Origin of the sequence: Vibrio mediterranei, from assembly GCF_900088415.1 — a bacterium.
Classification (GTDB): Bacteria; Pseudomonadota; Gammaproteobacteria; order Enterobacterales; family Vibrionaceae; genus Vibrio; species Vibrio mediterranei.
In genome coordinates, this window is the sequence record NZ_FLLQ01000018.1 from 15,764 (window position 1) to 34,251 (window position 18,488).

16 protein-coding genes are annotated in these 18,488 nt (G+C 44.8%); 10 read left to right on the forward strand and 6 right to left on the reverse strand.

The window, feature by feature from the left end; translation table 11 throughout:
- Positions 1 to 82: 82 nt before the first annotated feature.
- Positions 83 to 343, reverse strand: a complete 261-nt coding sequence (locus tag VME0621_RS25450; RefSeq protein ID WP_006074592.1) for a BufA1 family periplasmic bufferin-type metallophore — start codon at positions 341 to 343, stop codon at positions 83 to 85.
- Positions 344 to 599: 256 nt separating this feature from the next.
- Here VME0621_RS25450 and uvrD point away from each other — a divergent pair, with 256 nt between their 5' ends.
- A complete protein-coding gene (gene uvrD / locus VME0621_RS25455; RefSeq protein WP_086027642.1) occupies positions 600 to 2,774 on the forward strand; it encodes a DNA helicase II in 2,175 nt (724 codons plus the stop codon).
- A gap of 715 nt (positions 2,775 to 3,489) precedes the next feature.
- Here the strand turns inward: uvrD and VME0621_RS25460 are convergent.
- The 3 genes from VME0621_RS25460 to rarD all read right to left on the reverse strand — a co-directional run bounded on the left by VME0621_RS25460 (position 3,490) and on the right by rarD (position 5,950).
- Complete coding sequence (locus VME0621_RS25460; protein WP_062463579.1) at positions 3,490 to 4,146, reverse strand: LysE family translocator; 657 nt, start codon at positions 4,144 to 4,146, stop codon at positions 3,490 to 3,492.
- A gap of 15 nt (positions 4,147 to 4,161) precedes the next feature.
- A complete protein-coding gene (locus tag VME0621_RS25465) occupies positions 4,162 to 4,953 on the reverse strand; it encodes an AraC family transcriptional regulator (RefSeq protein WP_062463581.1) in 792 nt (263 codons plus the stop codon).
- Between the two features lie 85 nt (positions 4,954 to 5,038).
- Positions 5,039 to 5,950, reverse strand: a complete 912-nt coding sequence (gene rarD / locus VME0621_RS25470; protein ID WP_062463583.1) for an EamA family transporter RarD — start codon at positions 5,948 to 5,950, stop codon at positions 5,039 to 5,041.
- A gap of 200 nt (positions 5,951 to 6,150) precedes the next feature.
- On the opposite strand from rarD, the gene recQ reads away from it, so the two are divergent.
- From recQ to VME0621_RS25485, 3 genes are all read left to right on the forward strand, one after another.
- The gene (gene recQ, locus VME0621_RS25475; protein ID WP_062463586.1) at positions 6,151 to 7,986 is read left to right on the forward strand and encodes an ATP-dependent DNA helicase RecQ; all 1,836 of its coding nucleotides are present in this window, start codon (positions 6,151 to 6,153) and stop codon (positions 7,984 to 7,986) included.
- Positions 7,979 to 8,281 (forward strand): DUF3630 family protein, encoded by a 303-nt coding sequence (locus tag VME0621_RS25480; RefSeq protein WP_031494152.1) that lies wholly within the window; start codon positions 7,979 to 7,981, stop codon positions 8,279 to 8,281. Before recQ ends, VME0621_RS25480 begins: the two co-directional genes overlap by 8 nt.
- Before the next feature lie 172 nt (positions 8,282 to 8,453).
- Positions 8,454 to 9,125 (forward strand): 7-cyano-7-deazaguanine/7-aminomethyl-7-deazaguanine transporter, encoded by a 672-nt coding sequence (locus VME0621_RS25485; RefSeq protein WP_062463588.1) that lies wholly within the window; start codon positions 8,454 to 8,456, stop codon positions 9,123 to 9,125.
- Between the two features lie 65 nt (positions 9,126 to 9,190).
- Here the strand turns inward: VME0621_RS25485 and gppA are convergent, their stop codons facing one another.
- Together gppA and rhlB are read right to left on the reverse strand one after the other, a co-directional pair.
- Positions 9,191 to 10,687, reverse strand: a complete 1,497-nt coding sequence (gene gppA / locus VME0621_RS25490; RefSeq protein ID WP_006074579.1) for a guanosine-5'-triphosphate,3'-diphosphate diphosphatase — start codon at positions 10,685 to 10,687, stop codon at positions 9,191 to 9,193.
- A gap of 19 nt (positions 10,688 to 10,706) precedes the next feature.
- Positions 10,707 to 11,999: an ATP-dependent RNA helicase RhlB gene (gene rhlB, locus VME0621_RS25495; protein ID WP_006074578.1), complete on the reverse strand. Its 1,293-nt coding sequence runs from the start codon at positions 11,997 to 11,999 to the stop codon at positions 10,707 to 10,709.
- 108 nt (positions 12,000 to 12,107) lie between these two features.
- Between rhlB and trxA the strand changes: the two genes are divergently transcribed.
- From trxA to fre, 6 genes are all read left to right on the forward strand, one after another.
- Positions 12,108 to 12,434 (forward strand): thioredoxin TrxA, encoded by a 327-nt coding sequence (gene trxA / locus VME0621_RS25500; RefSeq protein WP_006074576.1) that lies wholly within the window; start codon positions 12,108 to 12,110, stop codon positions 12,432 to 12,434.
- Positions 12,435 to 12,626: 192 nt separating this feature from the next.
- Entirely contained in the window at positions 12,627 to 13,886 is a 1,260-nt protein-coding gene (rho, locus tag VME0621_RS25505) for a transcription termination factor Rho (RefSeq protein WP_006074575.1), read from the forward strand.
- Positions 13,887 to 14,005: 119 nt separating this feature from the next.
- Complete coding sequence (locus tag VME0621_RS25510) at positions 14,006 to 15,004, forward strand: hypothetical protein (protein ID WP_006074572.1); 999 nt, start codon at positions 14,006 to 14,008, stop codon at positions 15,002 to 15,004.
- Between the two features lie 86 nt (positions 15,005 to 15,090).
- Positions 15,091 to 16,956: a 4-hydroxy-3-polyprenylbenzoate decarboxylase gene (gene ubiD, locus VME0621_RS25515; protein WP_062463590.1), complete on the forward strand. Its 1,866-nt coding sequence runs from the start codon at positions 15,091 to 15,093 to the stop codon at positions 16,954 to 16,956.
- Positions 16,953 to 17,225, forward strand: coding sequence for a 2Fe-2S iron-sulfur cluster-binding protein (locus VME0621_RS25520; RefSeq protein ID WP_006074569.1), 273 nt, complete (start codon positions 16,953 to 16,955; stop codon positions 17,223 to 17,225). The genes ubiD and VME0621_RS25520 overlap by 4 nt, the downstream gene beginning before the upstream one ends.
- 12 nt (positions 17,226 to 17,237) lie before the next feature.
- Positions 17,238 to 17,951 carry an NAD(P)H-flavin reductase gene (gene fre, locus VME0621_RS25525; RefSeq protein WP_062463593.1) on the forward strand — a complete coding sequence of 238 codons (714 nt, stop codon included), beginning with the start codon at positions 17,238 to 17,240 and terminating at the stop codon, positions 17,949 to 17,951.
- Positions 17,952 to 18,488 lie beyond the last annotated feature (537 nt).

An 18,488-nucleotide genomic window follows, 5' to 3' on the forward strand; every position in this document is an offset into this window, starting at 1 on the left:
TTGTAACTTGAAAATGGATGAACAAACAAAGTTACAAATAAGCTAAGCTGCAAGCAGTATTGCTTTCGGCTTTGGAGGCTTTCTATGCAGATTCAGTACTACCACCTGTAAGCTTGCCACATAGACCTTTTGGTACCACGACAAACGCGTCTTTTTGATTATCTTCTTTGGCTGTACCAGCACATGAGCTTGTTTTTGTAGCACAGTCATTTTTACCTGCCTTTGATACGCCGTAGCATTTCTCTTTTTCTGCAGCGTGAGCTGGAGCGGCAGTAAGCATAGTGCCACCTAGAGCGATTAGACCGGTAACTGCAGCAGTGATAGCTAGATTTGTAGTTTTCATAGTAACTTCCTCGAGACTTGATCCTTGTGGTTTCTTTTCACAAGCGCTTAGTTGCGACTTGCTTATTCAATAGGATAGGAAGGGCTTCGAAAATCTTTCAATTTATTCACAAAATATTTAAAAAAGTGTTAAATATTATTTTATTTACTTGATTTTAAAGAATTTAAATCAAAATAAAAAAACTGATATTTTTCTGAAACCAGAACACTGTTTGAGTTATAATCAATTGATATGTATAAATAACCAGTAGCTAAGTATCATGGATCCATCTCTTCTTCTCGACGGCCTTAATGACAAACAACGTGAAGCTGTTGCAGCTCCTTTAGAGCATATGTTGGTGCTAGCTGGTGCTGGTAGTGGCAAAACTCGCGTACTTGTTCACCGTATCGCTTGGTTAATGTCGGTGGAAAATGCCTCTCCGTTCTCCATCATGTCAGTGACCTTCACCAATAAAGCTGCTGCAGAGATGAGAGGGCGAATCGAAGAGTTGATGATGGGCAGTTCGTCGGGGATGTGGAATGGTACTTTCCATGGTATTTGCCATCGTATACTGCGCGCTCATTATCTTGATGCGAAGCTGCCAGAAGATTTTCAAATTCTAGACTCTGATGACCAGCAACGCCTACTGAAGCGATTGATAAAAGCTCAGAATCTAGATGAGAAACAGTGGCCAGCACGTCAGGCTGCATGGTGGATTAATGGTAAGAAAGATGAAGGTTTGAGGCCTCAACACATTGATAGCTATCAAGATCCTGTAACGAAGACCTATTTGCAAATCTATACCGCCTATCAAGAAGCGTGCGATCGAGCAGGGCTGGTGGATTTTGCCGAAATCTTGCTGCGCGCTCATGAGCTACTACGTGACAACAAGTTTGTTCGCGAGCACTATCAAGCTCGCTTTAAACACATTTTGGTGGATGAGTTCCAAGACACCAACAACATTCAATATGCTTGGCTACGAATGATGACGGGCCCTGATTGTAAGGTGATGATTGTTGGTGATGATGACCAATCTATTTATGGCTGGCGCGGCGCTAAAGTCGAGAACATCCAGAAATTCCTCGATGAATATTTGGGTGCGACAACCATTCGTCTCGAGCAGAATTATCGCTCAACTAAGACCATTCTCGAAGCTGCCAATGAACTGATCGCCAATAACACAGAGCGTATGGGTAAAGAGCTGTGGACAGACGGTAATGAAGGCGAAAAAATCTCGGTTTACTCTGCCTACAATGAGCTAGATGAAGCGCGTTTTGCGGTCAATAAAATCAAAGAATGGCAGGAAACAGGCGGTAGTCTAACGGACTGCGCGATGCTATATCGAAATAACGCCCAGTCTCGTGTTTTAGAAGAAGCGCTTATTCAAGCTCAACTGCCGTATCGAATCTACGGTGGTATGCGATTCTTCGAGCGTCAAGAAATCAAAGATGCACTTGGTTACCTACGATTGATTGCCAACCGCAATGATGATGCAGCGTTTGAACGTATCGTAAATACCCCAACTCGTGGCCTTGGAGATAAAACGCTGGATACCATTCGTTTCGCTGCGCGAGATCGCGGTGCGACATTATGGGAAGCGAGTAATGCATTGCTGGAAGAGAAGGTATTTGCCGGGCGCGCAGCAGGAGCGTTATCGCGTTTCATCGAACTTATTAATGCATTAGAAGACGATACCTTTGAATCGGCACTGCATGAGCAAACCGACCATGTTATCAAAACCTCAGGTTTGTTCTTGATGTATGAGCAGGAAAAAGGTGAGAAATCCAAGGCACGTATTGAAAACTTGGAGGAACTGGTTACCGCAACTCGTCAATTCGAAAAGCCGGAAGAGGCTGAAGATATGACATTGCTGACCGCATTCCTAACCCACGCCGCCCTTGAAGCGGGTGAAGGTCAGGCAGATGAGTTTGATGATGCAGTGCAATTAATGACGCTCCACAGTGCTAAAGGGTTAGAGTTCCCAATGGTATTTATGGTTGGGGTAGAGGAAGGCATGTTCCCAAGTCAGATGTCAGCAGAAGAAGCGGGCAGGTTAGAGGAAGAGCGCCGCTTGTGTTACGTGGGCATGACGCGTGCGATGGAAAAACTCTTTATAACCTATGCAGAAATGCGTCGCCTGTACGGTCAAGATAAATACCACAAGCCATCGCGATTTATTCGTGAACTGCCGGAAACATGTCTGCAAGAAGTACGGATGAAAGCACAGGTCAGCAGACCAACAAGTTCAGGGCGATTTAGTCAAACTGAGGTGAAGAACAACTTCAATGAAACCGGATTTAATTTGGGAGCGCGAGTGAAGCACCCGAAATTCGGCGAAGGAACAATTATTAACTTTGAAGGTAGTGGGCCGCAAAGTCGAGTTCAAGTAGCCTTTAATGGTGAAGGGATTAAGTGGTTGGTTACTCAATACGCGAAGCTTGAACAGCTTTAGGTTCCCCATGATCCAAATACTAAAAAAGCAGCTCAGGCTGCTTTTTTTATTTGTGCTTTACGAGTTCAGTTCTAATCTGGGATACAGATAAAGAAAAACCCCGAGGGCTTACGCCCTGCGGGGTTATGGTCTTACTCGCAGCAATCCGGCTACTATAGGTGCTCCATGCATCTAATCCTTGATAGTGTGCTGTATTCCTTCAGCGTATTCCTTTCGTCGCCTTCCTAGCGGTGTCCATTGGTCTTATCCTGACCTGCTAACAATCCTCGTTAGCGCACTTCACTTGATCCCTGAGCGGTGTCCCTGACATCTTCCTGATGTTAAGTCCTTGCCTCATCCAGAGGTGTCCATTGTCTTTCCTTAGTAGTAACCATCCTAGTTACTATTGCGTCCATTCAATGTCCAATTTGCTTTCCGTGCCGACCATTCATCCTGAATAACCGTATCTTCTTCCTGAAGATGCCCAAATCCCTGAGCGTTTCCTGTTCCGTGTCAGATTCCTTCCGACATGGTTAATATTAAATGATACTCGCTTTAGAGCAATCGCGTTGAGGCGAAAAAGTCCCGTATCTTATCAATGAGAAAAATAAACAATTATTTAAAATCAATAACTTATTGTTAGTTTTGGTCTAAGTCTTGGAGTACAAAGCGATAATGACCTACCGCTTTGTGAGAGATCTCTTACACGAAGAGTGTCGAATGGAGTAAGTTGCTCTTACAGCGACAGCAGAACCTGCAATAAGATCGTCAAACCAATGCCAGAAAAGAGTAATCCACACAAAGCATCAATGTAGATTGAGGCGGATCCTAACTTACGTTGCATACGTTTTGTCGAAAGTGCCCAAGCTAAAAACGAGAACCACGCAAGAGATAATGACCATAGAATGGCTAACGCCATCAATTTACCTGGAACCGACATAGAAGATGGCACCAACGTCGACATCAAACTAATAAAAAACACCAAGGCTTTAGGATTGAGGATATTGGTTGTAAAGCCTCGAGAGAAAGCTTGTCGTCGACTCGATAGTAATAAACTCGGGTCGTTAGCTAACTCCGTTGGCTGGTGGCGCAATCCCCAGCGTGAAACAACAGAGCGTAATGCACCGATTCCCAGATAGAGCAGATAGCTACCACCGGCGATTTGGACCATGGCAAACAGTGTTGGGTGTTGGTGAACGACATAGCTCACACCAGTTAAACTTAAGATGGAATGCAATAAGATGCCAAATGACAAGCCCAAAGCGATGTAGAAGCCAGTCTGACGACCAAACCGCGTGGCATTTTGTACCACTAAAGCAAAGTCGGGGCCAGGACTCATGAGGGCAATGAAATGAACTGTTGCCAGTGTCATCAGGATTGTGATTTCGTTCATGTTGGATATAGCTTGTTAGTTGATATGGGAAGGTGAAATGCCGTAGACGCTACGAAAAGCCTTACTAAAGTGCGCTTGGTCATAAAAACCAGTTTGCAATGCAACTTGAGCGGAGGGCTGACCAGCTTTAACTAACGCCATACTTTTTTCCAAGCGAAGGCGAGTTAACCAAGCGTGTGGAGACATGCCAGTCGCTTGCTTAAAAAGGCGCTGGAATTGCCTTTCACTGAGGTCGCACAATTTAGCCAACTGCTCCAAACGGATTGGTTGGTCAAGATGGCTCATCACATAGTCACGAACTTGCGTTAGTTGTTTAGTACCAATAGGTTGTACATAAGCACAAGTAGGCTTAGCGTGCCTATTAAGCAGTTGCTCAAAGCTTTCATGCGGTAAACAATCACGTGCGAGAGCGCTGATGTTTTCATCACTCAACGCTAAGTGGGTGTTAAGTAAGGCACGAAACAGCATTGGTTCTTGAACAATTGGACTGTGAAAGCCCAATTGACCTTGGTGGTTGCTGGGCTTGAGTTGTGATAACCAGTGTGGTGATACAGCAAGCACTTTGACTTCATAGCCTTCATCAAAGCGAGCTTGGCCATCGTGCAATTCATCCGGTGGCATCAAGACCAAGTCTCCTGGTCCACTGGTATAGCTTTGACCTTTTAAATGAAATTGCTGTTGACCATTGACGATCAAGCCAAAATGATAATCGAGATGATAGTGTTTCTGAAACGCAAACTCTTTGTAACAACCACTGATTAAATTGATATCAGGGATTGGCGAAGACAGGTAGCTAATCTGCTGCAAAATAACCTCCTAATATCAATCCAATGGTGTCAGTTTATCGTTCAGAGACATAAGGCGTCTTGTAAAAAACGGACACCCTATAGGATTACTGAGCGTTAATTCTTTTGTTGGTTCGGCTGGTTTTAATGCCATCAAAACTGAACATGACCAGTGCACCCCAAATAAAGCCGAACGTCAGTGCCTTGTCTAAAGTGAACGCTTCACCGTAAACCAGCACGGCTAGCAAGAACATCAAGCTAGGGCCGATGTACTGGAAAAAGCCGAGTGTCGATAGCTTCAGACGTGTCGCTGCACCCGTGAAACACAACAAAGGCAGTGTGGTCACAATACCGGCAGAAATCAACAGTATGTTCAGTGTGGCTGGATTTGCCAACATGTTTGAGGTTGGGGTGCTGGCAATGAACAACACATAAATTGCGGCAGCTGGCAGCATGACTAAGGTCTCGATAAATAGTCCCGTCTGTGCATCTAAACTGACCTTCTTTCTTAATAAACCATACAAGCCAAAGCTCATCGCTAGCGCAAGGGCAACAATAGGTACCGAGCCAAAGGCAATAAGTTGAATCAGTACTCCGATGGTTGCCAGAGCGACCGCAAACCACTGTAGCTTTCTTAGTCGCTCTCCTAAGAACAACATCCCTAGAATCACATTAATCAATGGATTGATGTAATAACCAAGGCTAGCATCAAGCATGTGGTTTGCATTTACCGCCCAAATAAAAATCAGCCAATTCACACCGACGAGCAAAGCGGTTGTGATCAAATAGCCCATCTTTTTTTTAGAACGAAATACGTCTCTCACACTGCGCCAACGACGGCCAAAATGCAGTAGTGCAGTCAATAAAAAGAACGACCAAATAACACGGTGACTTAAAATCTCTAGCGGCGATACTTCAGACAGCGCTTTGAAGTAAATAGGGGCAATACCCCACATGGTATAGGCACCGATCGCTAATAGTACGCCTTGTTTGGCTTTTTGTTGTTCTTCTAGTGACATGCAAATTTTCTCAAGAGCGGGCCATGAAGGCCATAAAGGGAGGAAAGGTCTTGAGTATAACGTGTTGTCATCCATTGGACTAATTATTGCGCGTTTAGCGGACGTTTTTTATTAGTGTTGGCCATGATTATGAGTTTCTTTCCCATAGGAACATCTCTACAATGTAGCGTTTTCGACCTACCATTTTCTCGGGATATTGCATGACCGCTGTGTTACTTGCTGAACAATCTGAATCTCAACCAAGTTCACAGTCTGTTTTGGAATCGGTGTTCGGCTATCAAGAATTTCGTCCCGGACAGCAGGAAGTTATCGATAGCGCCATTGAAGGCAATGATGGCCTAGTCATTATGCCCACGGGTGGTGGTAAATCTCTGTGTTATCAGATTCCGGCCTTAGTTCGCAGTGGTATTACGCTGGTGATCTCTCCACTTATTTCGCTGATGAAAGACCAGGTGGATCAGTTAAAGGCTGATGGCGTTGCTGCTGAGTGCATCAACTCAACCCAATCTAAAGAAACCCTGATTGATATCTACCGCCGTATGAACAACGGTCAACTGAAGCTGATTTACGTATCGCCAGAACGAGTGTTAATGCACGACTTCATTGAACGTCTAGAGCATCTTGAGTTGTCGATGATAGCGGTCGATGAAGCGCACTGTATTTCTCAATGGGGACATGACTTTAGGCCAGAATATGCAGCCTTGGGCCGTTTAAAGGAGTGGTTTCCTTTTGTTCCTATGGTGGCACTGACTGCCACCGCAGATGATGCTACTCGCAAAGACATTATCCACCGTCTGAATCTCAATAATCCCCATGAATATCTTGGCAGTTTTGACCGTCCTAATATCCGCTATACGCTAGTGGAGAAACATAAGCCAGTTTCTCAGATAGTGCGCTTCTTGGGGGAGAATAAAGGAGGCAGTGGCATTATCTATTGCGGCAGCCGTAAGAAAGTCGAGATGTTGACCGAGAAGCTGTGCTCCAACCATGTGCGTGCTGCAGGCTATCACGCTGGCATGGATATGGATGAAAGAGCCTATGTCCAAGACGCGTTTCAACGTGATGATATTCAAGTAGTTGTTGCGACAGTCGCCTTTGGTATGGGGATTAACAAACCCAATGTGCGTTTCGTTGCGCATTTTGATATTCCTCGTAATATTGAGTCTTACTACCAAGAAACTGGGCGAGCGGGGCGTGATGGATTGCCAGCAGAAGCAATGATGCTCTATGACCCTGCCGACATTGGTTGGCTGCGCCGTATGTTGGATGAAAAAGAAGAAGGGCCACAAAAGCAGGTAGAAAGTCATAAGCTCAACGCCATGAATGCGTTTGCTGAAGCGCAGACATGCCGACGCCAAGTGCTGTTGAATTATTTCGGTGAGTATAGTGAGAAGCCATGCGGCAACTGCGATATATGTCTCGATCCTCCGAAACATTTTGATGCGACGCAAGAAGCGCAAAAAGCGTTGTCTTGTGTCTATCGTGTCAACCAGAGCTTTGGTATTAGCTATGTGGTTGAAGTGTTGCGTGGTATGTCGAACATTCGTATTCGTGAACATGGACACGACAAGCTGACGACTTATGGCATTGGACGTGATCATAGTCATGATTACTGGGTGAGCATATTTAGGCAGCTAATACACAAAGGTTTGCTTAGCCAAAATATCACCCGAAACTCGACATTGCAGCTGACCGAAGAGGCTCGCCCTCTGTTACGTGGAGAAAACAGCCTAGAGTTGGCAGTGCCTCGATTGGATACGGCTGCACGAAGTGCCAAATCTGACAAACTTGCTTCTAAGCACTACGATAAGAAGCTGTTTGCCAAACTGCGTAAGCTACGTAAGTCGATTGCCGACGAAGATGGTTTACCTCCTTATGTCGTCTTCAGTGATGCAACCCTGATTGATATGGCAGAAATACTGCCCACCTCTTACGGTGAAATGCTGGCAGTGAACGGCGTTGGTGAACGTAAATTAGAGAAGTATGCTGACCCTTTCCTTGATCTAATACAGGAGCATTTGACCCAACATGGCTGATTTTGGTTTGCGAGATTATATCGAAGCGGAAGGGAAGTTGGTGCTTGTTACACCAAGCTTTGATTTTGACAGTTTTGATACCATAGCCAGTTCTTTAGTCGCTCAGTTATCTGCCACTGTGGTTGAGAAACAATGGGATGCGGATATTCACACGTGGCTGGTGGATTTTGAAGGCTGCCGAATGTTATTAAAGGGCGAGCATTACAGTGAACTCATGTGGTTTGAGGCGTTAGATGTTACTGGTAGCAAAGACGAATTTGATTTTCTTGCGAGTATATTTCGACGCGGATTCTAGTCTATTTTCATCAGTAAACGTTTGCTCTATATCGAACTATTGCACCTAAAATTGATTAATGTATAATCGCCCGCCGCTACTTAAGTAGCCAACAAACACTTAATTTTAGTAACCAGAGGCTGTGCCTCACCTTGGGTTCCCTCAACCCCAAGCAAAACGAAAAAGGTACAATATGAGCCCGTTTTCTCCTGCGCAACAGCGCAAAGCCCTAACATTTTTAGTTCTCTTTCACTTAGTGATTATTGCGTCCAGTAATTATCTAGTGCAGCTACCCTTTACTATTTTTGGTTTCCACACCACGTGGGGCGCTTTTACTTTTCCTTTTATCTTCTTAGCGACCGACTTGACCGTCCGTATTTTCGGTGCTGGGTTAGCGCGTAGAATCATTTTCCTAGTTATGTTGCCAGCCTTGGCGGTGTCATATGCGCTATCGGTACTGTTCTTTGAAGGTCAGTTTCAAGGATTGAGTCATCTGGGAGAGTTTAACTTGTTTGTCGCGCGTATTGCGGCGGCAAGTTTTATGGCATATCTATTAGGACAGATTCTTGATGTTCATGTATTCAACCGCTTACGTCAAATGAAGCAATGGTGGGTGGCACCGACCTGTTCGACACTATTTGGTAATGCGCTTGATACCTTAGCCTTCTTTGCTATCGCATTTTACCAGAGTCCAGATCCATTTATGGCTGAACATTGGACAGAAATCGCCTTAGTCGACTACGGCTTTAAGTTGGTGATCAGTCTTGGCTTATTTGTGCCTATGTATGGTGTGCTATTGAACTTCTTAGTGAAGAAGTTAATCGCGGTAAACCCGAATATTTCGGTTACTGGTGTGAACGTCTAATCGGCAGACAAATAAAAAAATCCCGAACCTGATGTTCGGGATTTTTTTAATCTTCATACTATCTGTTATAGCGCTTGAATGTCGAGCGGCCAGCCCATGTCGGACTGACGGTTCGATTCAATTTCTAATTCTGCTGCAGACAATGGGTTTTGCTCTAGCCACAGTTTATCTATCGAAAGGGTAAGTCGATTATCTTTGCATGCTACTGAGATATTCGGCTGTAACTCTCGCTTACGTCTATGAGTGATAATTACCGCTAAACGTAATAGTCGTAGTACACGCTCGGCACTTTTATTTGACAGCGCATGTTGTGCTGGCAAAGGACTAAGCTGATCCTTATATCGACGTACAACTTCCGCTAACAGGTGTTTTTGTGCACGAGTAAAACCCGGTAAATCCAAGTTGGTTAGTAAGTACGCACTATGTTCACCAGCCTTTTTGAAATCAAGAGTAAGACCAATTTCATGAAGCTTGGATGCACATTCAAGCAAAGCTGGTGCTTGTGGCTCCTCGAGCCAGGTATCACCACCACAATCTTTGAGCAGTTGCAGAGCCGTAGTTGCGACCTGTTCGCCATATTCCACATCTAACTGACAGCGCGATTGAACGCTATTGATGGTTCGAGCACGGATGTCATCTTGTTGTAATTCTTCGACCATGTCATACACCATGCCTTCGCGCAGTGCGCCTCCGGCCAGTGTCATAGAGTCAATGTTAAGAAGTTCAAAGATGGCAATCAGAATGGACAAACCACTAGGGAATACTAGTGCGCGTTCTAGAGTTAGGCCGTCGATATCCAGCTCTTCCAAATGATCGGCTTGCATGGCTTGTTTTTGAAGACGCTTTAGTTTGGCATGAGTGATGACTTCATCCATACCTTGAGCCAGCATGATCTCTTGTAGAGCTTGCACGGTACCACTAGCGCCAACACAAACATCCCAACCAATACGCTGGTAATTGTCGAGAATCGGTGCGAGTGCTTGCTTAGCTCCTTCAATGGCACGTTCAAAGTTAGCTTTATTAAGCTGACGGTCTTTGAAGTAATGCTCAAGCCAAGTCACGCAGCCCATTTTTAGACTGGTGAGAGCTTTAGGCTCAAAGCCTTCACCAATAATAAGCTCTGTACTTGCGCCACCAATATCGACCACTAATCTACGGCCAGTCCCGCCCGAGGTATGGGCGACACCTTTGTAGATGGTTGCAGCTTCTTCTTCACCACAGATGACTTGTATTGGATAACCAAGAATGTCATTGGCTTTCTCCAAGAAAACATCCACATTGGTCGCGGTTCTCAGAGTCGCGGTCCCAACGATACGAATATTTTCTTTCGGGATATCTTGTAGCCTTTCCGCAAAGAGGCTTAAACATTCCCAACCGCGTTGCATCGCTTCTTGGCTAAGCGCTAACTCGGCATCTAGACCAGCGGCTAAACGAACTTTCCGTTTAATTTTAGCCATCGTTTGAACACTGCCATCAATATGACGAACCACCAACATATGGAAACTGTTGGAGCCTAAATCAATGGCAGCGTAGAGTGGCGAAGAATTCACTGCGAGACTCATAAATACTGCTTACTTCCTGTTAAGATCGTTGCGCTCTTGGCCTTCTTTGAGGCTTTCTGTTTGACGGTCTTGAGCCACCAGTGTTGGTACGGCGCTGACCTGAGTTACGGCTTTTCAGAACTAGTGGCGCAGGCAGTTCTGTAAGTAGTGCACTGGAATCGTAGTCTGAGACGGGGATTTGGTGCTCAATGTACTCTTCAATTGCTGGCAAATTGATCGCGTATTCTTCACAAGCAAAGCTGATGGAGTGACCACTTGCACCAGCACGGCCAGTACGGCCAATACGGTGAACGTAATCTTCACAATCGTCAGGCAAGTCGTAATTGAATACGTGAGTTACTTGAGGAATATGCAGACCACGAGCTGCCACATCGGTCGCAACCAGAATATCGACATCACCACGAGTAAATTGCTCTAGGATTTTCTCACGTTTCTTCTGGGGAACATCACCAGTCAGCAGGCCGACACGGTGGCCGTCGGCAGCTAGGTGCCCCCAAACTTTCTCACACTTGTGTTTAGTGTTAGCAAAGATGATAGCGCGGTCTGGCCACTCTTCTTCCACGAGTGTCTGTAGCAGAGCCATTTTTTCATTGTTCGATGGGTAGAACAGCTCTTCTTTAATTCGGTGACCAGTTTTTTGCTCTGGCTCGACAACGACGTGCTCAGGGTTGTGCATGTGTTCGAATGCCAGTTCTTGAACGCGATAAGACAATGTTGCAGAGAACAGCATGTTCAAACGGTCTTTTGGCTCAGGCATGCGACGGAACAAAAAGCGAATGTCTTTAATGAAACCAAGATCGAACATGCGGTCGGCTTCATCCAATACCACTGCTTGGATGTTGTTGAGGTTGAAAACACGCTGTTTGTAGAAATCGATAATACGACCACAGGTACCGATAAGGATATCGACGCCTTCTTCGAGTTTAGCCAGCTGCTTATCGTAGCTGTCGCCGCCGTAGGCGAGTGCAGTCTTTAGCCCTGTACTCTCAATCAACGGCTTGGCATCGTTTTGGATCTGGATAGCAAGTTCGCGAGTCGGAGCCATGATAATCGCACGCGGTTGGTTTGGCTTGCGGCCATCATGTTCTGGCGTTGTTAGTAGGTGATTAAAAGTAGCAGTTAAAAACGCAAGCGTTTTTCCAGTCCCGGTTTGGGCCTGTCCTGCAATATCTCGGCCGGCGAGCAGTACCGGCAACGCCAAGGCTTGGATAGGGGTACAATACTCGAACCCTTTTTTTTCCAATCCTTCAATGATTTGCGGCTGCAAATCTAATTCGGCGAACTTTTGCTCTGTGATATGCGTCTTTTTCATCGGTATAGAATATCAGCTTAAGCTTGCAATACGAAGGTAAATACATTCCAATAGGAGATCTAATTGTTGGTGATTATCTCATCAATACAAAAAATATCGGAGTGAAAGATGAGTGAAAAGATTTTGCAGCTGACGGATGACGGTTTTGAAACTGACGTAATTAACGCTGCAGGCCCGGTTCTTGTTGACTTCTGGGCGGAGTGGTGTGGTCCTTGTAAAATGATTGCCCCAATCCTCGATGAAATCGCAGATGAGTACGAAGGCAAACTCACTATCGGTAAACTTAACATTGACCAAAACGCAGGTACTCCACCTAAGTTTGGTATTCGCGGTATCCCAACGCTACTTCTTTTCAAAGATGGTGGCGTAGCAGCAACGAAAGTTGGTGCGCTATCAAAGACTCAACTTAAAGAGTTCTTGGATGCGAATCTATAATGAAAAGTAACGAAAACCGTGTATCTTAACAAATACACGGTTTTGTTTTTTTCAAAGCTAGACTAGACTCAGTTTTAGTGATAATTTATCGCACGTTAAATAAACAAGTGTTCACTTCTTGGTCGATCCTGAGACCAAATCCTTCTTAACAACAAAACAGATCCTATTTTGACTAAACAAACATCCACCACAATGAACTTAACAGAATTGAAGAACAGACCTGTTTCTGAGCTCGTTAAACTTGGCGAATCTCTTGGTCTGGAAAATTTAGCTCGTCTGCGTAAGCAAGACATCATTTTCGCCATCTTAAAAGCCCATGCGAAAAGTGGTGAAGATATCTTTGGTGACGGGGTCTTAGAGATTCTTCAAGACGGTTTTGGTTTCCTGCGTAGCGCAGACAGCTCGTACCTTGCGGGTCCAGACGACATTTATGTTTCTCCAAGTCAGATTCGTCGTTTTAACCTTCGCACAGGTGACTCAATCGCTGGTAAAATTCGTCCACCAAAAGACGGTGAGCGCTATTTTGCTCTGCTAAAAGTTAACACGGTTAATGACGACAAACCTGATAACGCACGTAATAAGATTCTATTTGAAAACCTAACACCTCTACATGCGAATGAGCGCATGACAATGGAGCGTGGTAACGGTTCAACAGAAGATATTACCGCTCGTGTTCTTGACCTTGCATCACCAATTGGTAAAGGTCAGCGTGGTCTGATTGTTGCTCCGCCAAAAGCGGGTAAGACAATGTTGCTTCAGAACATCGCTCAGAGCATCGCTCACAACCACCCTGAATGTGAATTGATGGTTCTACTTATCGATGAGCGTCCAGAGGAAGTAACAGAGATGCAGCGCCTAGTTAAAGGTGAAGTTGTTGCATCGACGTTTGATGAGCCAGCATCTCGTCACGTTCAAGTTGCTGAGATGGTGATTGAGAAAGCGAAGCGTCTTGTTGAACACAAGAAAGATGTGGTTATCCTACTAGACTCTATCACTCGTCTAGCGCGTGCATACAACACAGTAGTACCTTCTTCTGGTAAGGTTCTTACTGGTGGTGTTGATGCTAACGCATTGCATCGTCCAAAGCGTTTCTTCGGCGCGGCTCGTAATGTAGAAGAAGGCGGAAGCCTAACTATCATCGCAACGGCACTGGTTGATACTGGTTCTAAGATGGATGAAGTTATCTACGAAGAGTTTAAAGGTACAGGTAACATGGAACTGCACCTAAACCGTAAGATTGCTGAAAAACGTGTTTTCCCTGCGATCGATTTCAACCGTTCAGGCACACGTCGCGAAGAGCTACTGACTAAGTCGGATGAGCTACAGAAAATGTGGATTCTACGTAAGATTGTTCATCCTATGGGCGAAACAGACGCAATGGAGTTCCTCATTGATAAGTTAGCAATGACGAAGACGAACGATGAGTTCTTTGATGCGATGCGTCGTCAGTAATACATTTTAAGCTGACAGCAAATCTCAGATTTTAAACGTCACCCAATATGGGTGGCGTTTTTGTTTGCACTTAACCTCTTTCCAGCGCACAATATCAAAAGTGTTAACAGGAGGTTAATATGCTACAAGGATGGTTAGCGTCTCTTCTCCTAGTATTTGCTGCGTTGTTGTCGCAGCCAGCATTCGCGTCGAAGGAGATGACGCAACAAGAAGTCAATCAATGGATCAGCAATCCTATTGTTCAGCAGAAAGTCACTGAATATATGGATCTGGTGATGAAGGACGACATTGACGGATTAAAGTTTGCTCTCAATCGTTTGGCTCTACCTCAACAAGAGGTAGCTCGGTATGTGCTGTTGCAAGAAATCGAGCAGCGCAGCATCATCTTGACGCCTAAAATGGCGATTTTCGTAAAAAGTCAGAAATCTCTTCCTACGACCTATACCATGCTGGAGCGTGGCGATGGTTACGAGTTTTCGATACCCGCCTTTAATTATCCTGCCATCTCTGCGCGTCTGATCAAAAGCTGGAATAGCGATCAAAAAACTTTGGAGTTCATACTACAAGTCGAGCGAGAAGAGCTTGTTTTGCGAGACTGGTTATCTGAAGGGACGGATTACGATAGACAAATTCGTGAAGATCTATTAGTTCGTGAGTTTGATAGTTTGTCACCAGAAGCCAACGCCTATTTGACCAAGCAACTGACTGAAGCAACGATTACAGAATGGCTACCTTCAACTCGAGTATTGGTGCGTATGGCGCAGGTCAATCAGGATGAAAAGTTGTATGAACTGCTGTGGAAAATGCGTGCAGACTACCATAGCCAAGCTGAGCTTGAACGTTTGGCCCAAGTGAAGTCTCCATTTGCGATGCATCAGATCATGTTAGCATCTCGCAACCCTAGCTTAAAACAACAAGCCATTACAGAATTGGCAAGCATTAATCCATTGCCTGAAAACGTAAAGAATTTTCTTGTCGCCCGTATGACAAGTGTTGATGATGCCAGTTTCGTTGCCACTCAATTAGCGCAAAATGGTCATAGTGGTTGGGTTAGAGATGTCGCTTCGTCAAATAGCCAAGTGAAAGCTAGCTTAATTCTGCAGGCGTTGTCCAACTAGTATCGTCCATTGTTTGAAGCGCAAATTTCACTCATAGGTGGGTTTGCGTATATAATGCGTGCATCTTTCAAGGCGATGTTACCCCTATGAATTTTAAGGATTTACGAGACTTTATTCAGCACTTGGAAAGCCAAGGGCTACTTAAACGCATTTCTCACCCTGTCGACCCAGACTATGAAATGACTGAGATCAGTGATCGCACATTGCGAGCGGGTGGTCCGGCATTATTGTTTGAAAACCCCATTGGCTATGATATTCCTGTGCTAACCAATTTGTTTGGTACTTCTGAACGAGTAGCCATCGGTATGGGGCGCCAGCAAGTCTCGGAGCTTCGTGAAGTCGGTAAGTTATTGGCTTACCTAAAAGAGCCTGAGCCACCGAGAGGGTTTAAAGATGCGATCGATAAGATTCCTGTCTTTAAACAAGTCCTCAATATGCCAGTTAAAAGACTACGCAAGGCAAAGTGCCAAGAAATAGTTTGGCAAGGTGAAGAGGTCGATCTTGATAAAATTCCAGTAATGAGCTGCTGGCCAGACGATGTTGCGCCATTACTCACTTGGGGGCTGACCGTAACCAAAGGGCCAAATAAGAAACGACAAAACTTGGGCATTTACCGTCAACAAAAGATTGCCAAGAATAAAATCATTATGCGCTGGCTTGCTCACCGAGGTGGAGCGTTGGACCTGCGTGATTGGATGGAAACCAATCCAGGTAAACCTTTTCCAGTCTCGGTTGCCTTTGGTGCTGACCCCGCCACTATCTTAGGGGCGGTAACTCCTGTACCAGATACGTTGTCAGAGTACGCGTTTGCTGGTTTATTACGGGGTGAAAAAACCGAAGTGGTCAAATCCATTAGTAACGATTTAGAGGTTCCAGCGAGTGCAGAGATCGTTCTTGAAGGCTACATTGACCCCAATGAGTTTGCGGATGAGGGACCTTATGGTGATCACACGGGTTACTACAACGAAGTAGAAAAACACCATGTGTTTACCATTACTCACGTTACTATGCGTCAGAGTCCTATCTATCACAGCACGTATACTGGACGTCCACCTGATGAGCCTGCTGTATTGGGTGTGGCGCTTAATGAAGTTTTTGTGCCAATTTTACAAAAGCAATTTCCTGAAATAGAAGATTTTTATCTTCCACCGGAAGGTTGCTCGTACCGTATGGCAGTGGTGACTATAAAGAAACAATATCCCGGTCATGCTAAACGAGTGATGATGGGAGTGTGGTCATTCCTGCGACAATTTATGTATACCAAGTTTGTCATTGTGTGCGATGAGAGTGTTAACGCTCGTAATTGGACTGATGTCACTCAGGCCATGAATGAGCATATGTTGCCAGGTCGAGATACGTTGATGATTGAAAGCACCCCCATTGACTCGTTGGATTTCGCCTCTCCGGTGGTTGGGCTTGGTTCCAAGATGGGATTGGATGCGACGATAAAGTGGGATGCAGAAGTTGCTCTTGGTGAGAATAAGTTTGGACCTTCAGGTACCATCGAAACCGCTCATGCATTTGATGAAAATGCATTGAAAAGCGATATAGTTGCTCAGTATCCTGAAGTTATAGATTTGTATGTTGCGCCTGGAACAGGTACAAGTCGTATGGTGTTACTAACATTAAATAAGCAACGCGCAGGTCAGGCCGTGGAAGTAATGAAGGGTATTGCTGAATCGGTTGCTTGCTACTTTGACGTTAAGTTTATGGTAGCGTGTGATGAAGACGTCAATGTTAGAGACTGGAATGACGTAATCTGGGCAATTACTACAAGAATGGATCCTGCTCGTGATACTGTCATGACCAACGATGTGAGTTCTCGAGCACTATTAGACGCCACCAACAAGCTGGAAACAGAAGTTGAGCGGGAGTGGGGTATTCCAATAAAGAAAGATCCGCAATTGGTCGAGAAGATAGACGCTATTTGGGATCAGCTTAATATCTTATGACCAAGCATGTAAGGCTAAAGCCTCAGAATCTTGAATTTACGGTGAGTGATGGGGAAACCATCTTAGAGGCAGCGCTCAACCAAAACCTCGCGTTTCCACATCGATGCCGAGTCGGGGCCTGTGCTTCTTGCTTATGTCGAATAGAGTCAGGACAAGTCAGTTATGACTTAGAGCCAATGTTAACTGAAAAAGAAAAACAGCAAGGTTGGATGTTCTCTTGCCTTGCTTATGCTGAAAGCGATCTGGTGATTACTTTCAGTGACGAATAAAAGAGATAAAACATGACAGTAAAATGTAAAGTAAAGTCGATTGAGCCTTTAGCAGCAAACACCTATCAAATCTTGCTGCACCCTGAGCAACCAGTGAGCTTTAAAGCTGGTCAGTATTTAATGGTAGTAATGGGAGAAGCAGATAAGCGCCCATTCTCTATTGCTAGTAGCCCTTGTCGTCACGAAGGCGAGATCGAACTCCATATTGGTGCGGCTGAGCATAATGCTTACGCTATCGAAGTCGTCGAATCAATGAAACAAGCACTAGCAGACGGTGGTGACATCACTATTGATGCACCTCATGGTGAAGCTTGGATTCGTGAAGATAACCAGCGACCTATACTATTGATTGCTGGCGGTACTGGGTTTAGCTATGTGCGCTCTATACTTGATCACTGCATCAGCCAAAATATCGAACAGCCGATCCACCTCTACTGGGGCGGTCGCGATGAAGCTCAGCTCTATGCCAAAAAAGAGCTGATGGAAATTGCTAAGCAGCATCAACGTATTCAGTTCATTCCGGTTATTGAAGATGCGTCAGTGGAGTGGTCTGGGAAAAAAGGTAATGTGTTGCAAGCTGTGAGTGAAGATTTTGAGACGTTAGCGGATTTTGATATCTATATAGCAGGCCGATTTGAAATGGCTGGTGCCGCTCGTGAGCAGTTCACGCAATCCAAGCAAGCAAAGTCTGATCATATGTTTGGTGATGCTTACGCATTTATCTAAATGTTAGAGTTTTGTGGCCAAAAGGAGAGTTTTTATACTCTCCTTTTGCTTTTATGATGCAATTTTCAGCAAAAGCGCTTTTTTTCCAAAAAATATTAAAAAAGGGGTTGCGCCAAAAGAGGAACTCCCTATAATGCGCACCACCAGACGGGAAGGCAGCAAAGCAAGAGCCTGAAAGGTCTGGAAGGGCAAAAGCCTTAACGAAAATAATTTGAAAAAGTGGTTGACACGACAGGTTATCTAGTTAAAATGGCCGCCCACTTCAACGGAAAGCTGAAAAGCTTAAAAACAATAGTTTAGTCCATTGAAGTACTGTTCTTTAACAATATAAACCTATCAATCTGTGTGGGCACTCGTTGATGATAATCAAATTAGAAACTTCGGTTTCAAATTAGGTTTTCAATGAACTGAGTGACCAATCAAGTCGAAAGACTTGGCACAGTCAATTCATTATCGTTCTGTTGGAACGATAATAGCTTTAGATTACTAAGGTAGTTTAAAGTCAGTATTCATTGAGCCGAACAAAATCTTAAATTG

What these genes read in the sequence shown, in the direction of transcription:
- VME0621_RS25480 (WP_031494152.1), top strand. Translation starts at nt 7,979, where the DNA reads ATGGCTGATTTTGGTTTGCGAGATTATATCGAAGCGGAAGGGAAGTTG.
- gppA (WP_006074579.1), bottom strand. Translation starts at nt 10,687, where the DNA reads ATGAGTCTCGCAGTGAATTCTTCGCCACTCTACGCTGCCATTGATTTA.
- VME0621_RS25510 (WP_006074572.1), top strand. Translation starts at nt 14,006, where the DNA reads ATGCTACAAGGATGGTTAGCGTCTCTTCTCCTAGTATTTGCTGCGTTG.
- VME0621_RS25450 (WP_006074592.1), bottom strand. Translation starts at nt 343, where the DNA reads ATGAAAACTACAAATCTAGCTATCACTGCTGCAGTTACCGGTCTAATC.
- VME0621_RS25520 (WP_006074569.1), top strand. Translation starts at nt 16,953, where the DNA reads ATGACCAAGCATGTAAGGCTAAAGCCTCAGAATCTTGAATTTACGGTG.
- trxA (WP_006074576.1), top strand. Translation starts at nt 12,108, where the DNA reads ATGAGTGAAAAGATTTTGCAGCTGACGGATGACGGTTTTGAAACTGAC.
- VME0621_RS25485 (WP_062463588.1), top strand. Translation starts at nt 8,454, where the DNA reads ATGAGCCCGTTTTCTCCTGCGCAACAGCGCAAAGCCCTAACATTTTTA.
- rhlB (WP_006074578.1), bottom strand. Translation starts at nt 11,999, where the DNA reads ATGAAAAAGACGCATATCACAGAGCAAAAGTTCGCCGAATTAGATTTG.
- rho (WP_006074575.1), top strand. Translation starts at nt 12,627, where the DNA reads ATGAACTTAACAGAATTGAAGAACAGACCTGTTTCTGAGCTCGTTAAA.
- recQ (WP_062463586.1), top strand. Translation starts at nt 6,151, where the DNA reads ATGACCGCTGTGTTACTTGCTGAACAATCTGAATCTCAACCAAGTTCA.
- ubiD (WP_062463590.1), top strand. Translation starts at nt 15,091, where the DNA reads ATGAATTTTAAGGATTTACGAGACTTTATTCAGCACTTGGAAAGCCAA.
- VME0621_RS25460 (WP_062463579.1), bottom strand. Translation starts at nt 4,146, where the DNA reads ATGAACGAAATCACAATCCTGATGACACTGGCAACAGTTCATTTCATT.
- rarD (WP_062463583.1), bottom strand. Translation starts at nt 5,950, where the DNA reads ATGTCACTAGAAGAACAACAAAAAGCCAAACAAGGCGTACTATTAGCG.
- fre (WP_062463593.1), top strand. Translation starts at nt 17,238, where the DNA reads ATGACAGTAAAATGTAAAGTAAAGTCGATTGAGCCTTTAGCAGCAAAC.